The 3,313-nt window shown below is 68.8% G+C and carries 3 protein-coding genes; all 3 read right to left on the bottom strand.

Annotation, left to right across the window (positions count from 1 at the left end):
* Positions 1-97 precede the first annotated feature (97 nt).
* Positions 98-1,039, bottom strand: a complete 942-nt coding sequence (locus LOY02_RS16505; RefSeq protein WP_317183463.1) for a DMT family transporter — start codon at positions 1,037-1,039, stop codon at positions 98-100.
* A 257-nt stretch (positions 1,040-1,296) separates the two neighbouring features.
* Entirely contained in the window at positions 1,297-2,367 is a 1,071-nt protein-coding gene (locus tag LOY02_RS16500) for an oxidoreductase (RefSeq protein WP_317183462.1), read from the bottom strand.
* 83 nt (positions 2,368-2,450) lie between these two features.
* Positions 2,451-3,026, bottom strand: coding sequence for a maleylpyruvate isomerase N-terminal domain-containing protein (locus LOY02_RS16495; protein WP_317183461.1), 576 nt, complete (start codon positions 3,024-3,026; stop codon positions 2,451-2,453).
* Positions 3,027-3,313 lie beyond the last annotated feature (287 nt).

Genomic DNA, 3,313 nt, shown 5'->3' with positions numbered 1-3,313 from the left:
ACACACCCAGCGACGTATGCCGCTGAGCTCGCTTCGCGTGCCAGTGCAGTCGCGTGCCTGGTTGGCGCACAGGCAGTTTGCGCCGTCGAGGGGACTCTCATGGCTGGCCACGTGGCGCCCGGGGGCGCGCGGAGATGCCTGCCACGGCGGTCAGGATCAGGATCGTCCCGGCAATCCCGGTGGGCGGGAGACGCTCACTCAGGAACAGCGCGGCCGATACCGCGGCCGTCACTGGCTCGAGGAGACTGGCGATGACCGCGGTGCTTCCCGGCGTGGTTCGCAGGCCGGCGTAGAGCAGCCCGTAGGCCATCGCCATCGTGAAGACTCCCAGGTAGATGAGCCAGCCGAGGGCGGCTGGGTCGGTGGTGAGGATCGGTCCGGTCGGTCCCGCAAGCACACCGATCGACAGCAGGACCAGGGCGCCGGTTGTCGTCGTTGCAGTGGTCAGGACCAGTGGATCGGCGCGCTGGGCCAGCGTCCGTCCCAGGACGGTGGTGACGGCGTACGTGGTGCCGGACGCCATGGCGAGGAGGATGCCGAGCCCGGACTGTGGTGCCGCAGTGCCTGCGATGTCCGCGAACCCGCTGACCAGGACCAGGCCGGCGAGGGCGGCGATGAGCACCATGACCTTGGGCAGCGGTATGAGCCGTCGCTCTCGGGCAGCGTCACTGATGGAGAGGAGGACCGGGGCCAGCCCGAGCGCGATCGCTGTCGCCACCGTGACCCCGGCGGTGACGACCGCGCCGAAGTAGAAGGCTTGATAGGCGGCGGTTCCGCAACCGACCGCGACGGCATGCACTGGCCGCTCTTTCACCAGTGCGCGGAGTGGCCCCCCGCGGCCCACGACGAGGACGACGACAACAAGAACGATGGCGGCAATGAGCATCCGGTACGCGCTGATGGTGAGTACCGACATCGGCATGATGTCGCGAATGAGCTGCACCGCCAGACCTCCGGTGCCCCAGAGGGCCCCGGCCAGCGAGATCTGAAGCAGACCGATCCGCGCAGAGCGCACGGTCGGTAGGGACGTGCGTGACATGAACTGTGCTCCTGGATGACACCCGGCGAGGGATTCGTCTGGAGCACGCCCTCAGACGGCCTGTCCGTCACAGGCCGTCACGGAAGCGCTCCGGTCAGTCGACCGGAGGCGGCAGTATGCCGAGGAAACGCACGTGAGGAGTCACCACGCAACTGTCGCACGTGGACTCATCCGCCCGCCATCAATTTGCGAGCTGGTCCGATCAGCGAATCGCGGTGGATGACAAACAGGTTGCCCGAGACACTCGGCTCCCGCGATCACATCCGGCCGACTCGACCGCCGCCGCCCGCTGCCCAGCAGCTGCCGTCCGGTGTGCAGTCGAGGGTGTGGAAGCCCGCCGTGTCGAACTGCGTCCATGTGACGCCGCCGTCGTGGCTGACGCTGCTCCCTGCGACGTCGCCGGACTCACCTACGGTGATCACCGTCGACCGCGAGCCGGCCAGCCAGGCCGCGTCCTCACCGAGGTGGGTCAAGTCGCCGCCGTTGGTCCAGCTCCGGGCGTCGGAGGTGTACGCCGAGGCGTCGGTCCCGTCGGCCGGCGCCGCGAAGTCGCCGCCGACGGCGATCCCGTGCCGTGGCGTCCGGAATGCCAGCCCGAAGACCCCGGCGGCCTCACCCGCAGGCAGCGTCGAGTCGGTCGCCTCCCACGTCAGGCCACGGTCAGTGGAGTGGAACACCCGGGCCGACGCCCCACCCGAGCCGAACCAGGCGTCGTGGCCCCGGATCACGAGACAGTCGCCGCTTGCCGAGAAGTTGTATTCGCCGGTCGAGTCGGGCATCCCCTCGGTCGGCAGCACTTCCCAGGTGCGCCCGGAGTCGGAGGTGGCGAGGATCCGGAACTTCCCGTCGACGGGGTCGCTCACAGCCAACCCGCGCTTGCCTCCGGGATAGAAGTCGAGGCAGTTGTAGAACGCGTCCTCCTCGGTGTTGCGGAAGGTCTCGGTCCAACTCGTGCCACCGTCGGTCGTGCGCCAGATCCGGGAGGCCTCGCCCGGACCGATCGACAACACGACGGCGGTGTGCGCGTCGTGCGCCTCGACGTCCCTCAGGGACAGCCCCTCGGTCCCGGGTGGGGTCACGTCCTGCCAGGTCTCCCCGCCATCGGTGGTCCGGTAGACCTTGCCGGCACCGCCGGAGAGGCTGCCGCCACTGATCCAGGCGGTCTTGGCGTCGACGGCGTCGAGACCTCGGAAGCTCTGGTCAGGGTCGATCACCGACTGCTCCCAGGACAGGTCCTCGGCTGACGCGGCCCCGGCAGGAAGCAGGGCCAGTGCGACTGCGACGGCCGTGGCGACGGAGGCGGACAGTTTCCCGAGTCGAGTGCGCATGCGTCGTACCTTGCCGGTTGTGCCGCGGTGGTGTCCAGTGACCCGCGCATCAGATTCGTCGCAGGCAGCACACAGCATCCGAATCAGTCGATCGCAGCCTTCAGGACCCATGAGGTGACACGCTGTCGACCCTCGAGCTCCGCTCGGCCGGTGGACCACAGGAGCACCTGGACCGGGTCACCGTCCGGCGCGTCGGGGAACAGTCGGGCCAGTACCGCGGCGCAGAGGGACTCAGGCGGAAGCCAGCTGACCCCGAGTCCCTGCGCGATGTCATGGGTGTGCACGAGGATCTCGGTGACTCCCATCGCGGCAAAGCCGCTGGGGTCGGTGGTCCCCCAGTGCCACGCGCGAGCGTCCTGCCCGGCGGCGGCCAGGGCATTGCTCAGGAGCCTTCCACAAGCCACGACCACCTGGAGCAGGTCGCGCGGCGGAGTGTCGGTGCGGATGACGAGGTCGAACGGCAGGTAGGCGCTTTCCGGCTGAGCCGCCACCTGCCCCGCATACGCCAGAAGGTCGTGGGCGACATGGGCCGCTGTTGTCCAGCAGCTCCAGTCCAACGACCCGGCGCGGACCTGCCAGTCTCGTGACTCGTACGGGCTCAGGACACGCACCATCTCGATCAAGGCGTGGTCGACGTCGCTGCCGTCCATCGAGCGCATGTGGAGGAGCCTCTCAGGTGCAGGCTCGTCTGCGAAGCCCAGAGCATTCCCGGGCCCGTCAGGTCGTCAGGCTGTGCAGGGTCGTGGGGATCGCGCTGTCCGGGGACGGGCCCCCGAACGACCACCCGGCCAGTGAGCCTCGAGGTGCACTGCGCCACAGCCGACCGGGACGTCACCCGACGAAAGGCTCCGCGGGTGCGGCCACCTCTGGTGAGGCAGCCGCGATCATGCAAGGCTCGGGTGTACTCGAACAACGGAGGCAACAATGAGCGTGTACAAGGTCGTCG

It is taken from the genome of Intrasporangium sp., from assembly GCF_032907665.1.
In the GTDB taxonomy this organism is placed as follows: domain Bacteria; phylum Actinomycetota; class Actinomycetes; order Actinomycetales; family Dermatophilaceae; genus Intrasporangium.
This window is presented reverse-complemented; position numbering and strand designations above follow the sequence as displayed.

Excerpts from the sequence above, each read along its gene's own strand:
- LOY02_RS16495 (WP_317183461.1), bottom strand. The coding sequence starts at position 3,026 with ATGCGCTCGATGGACGGCAGCGACGTCGACCACGCCTTGATCGAGATG.
- LOY02_RS16505 (WP_317183463.1), bottom strand. The coding sequence starts at position 1,039 with ATGTCACGCACGTCCCTACCGACCGTGCGCTCTGCGCGGATCGGTCTG.
- LOY02_RS16500 (WP_317183462.1), bottom strand. The coding sequence starts at position 2,367 with ATGCGCACTCGACTCGGGAAACTGTCCGCCTCCGTCGCCACGGCCGTC.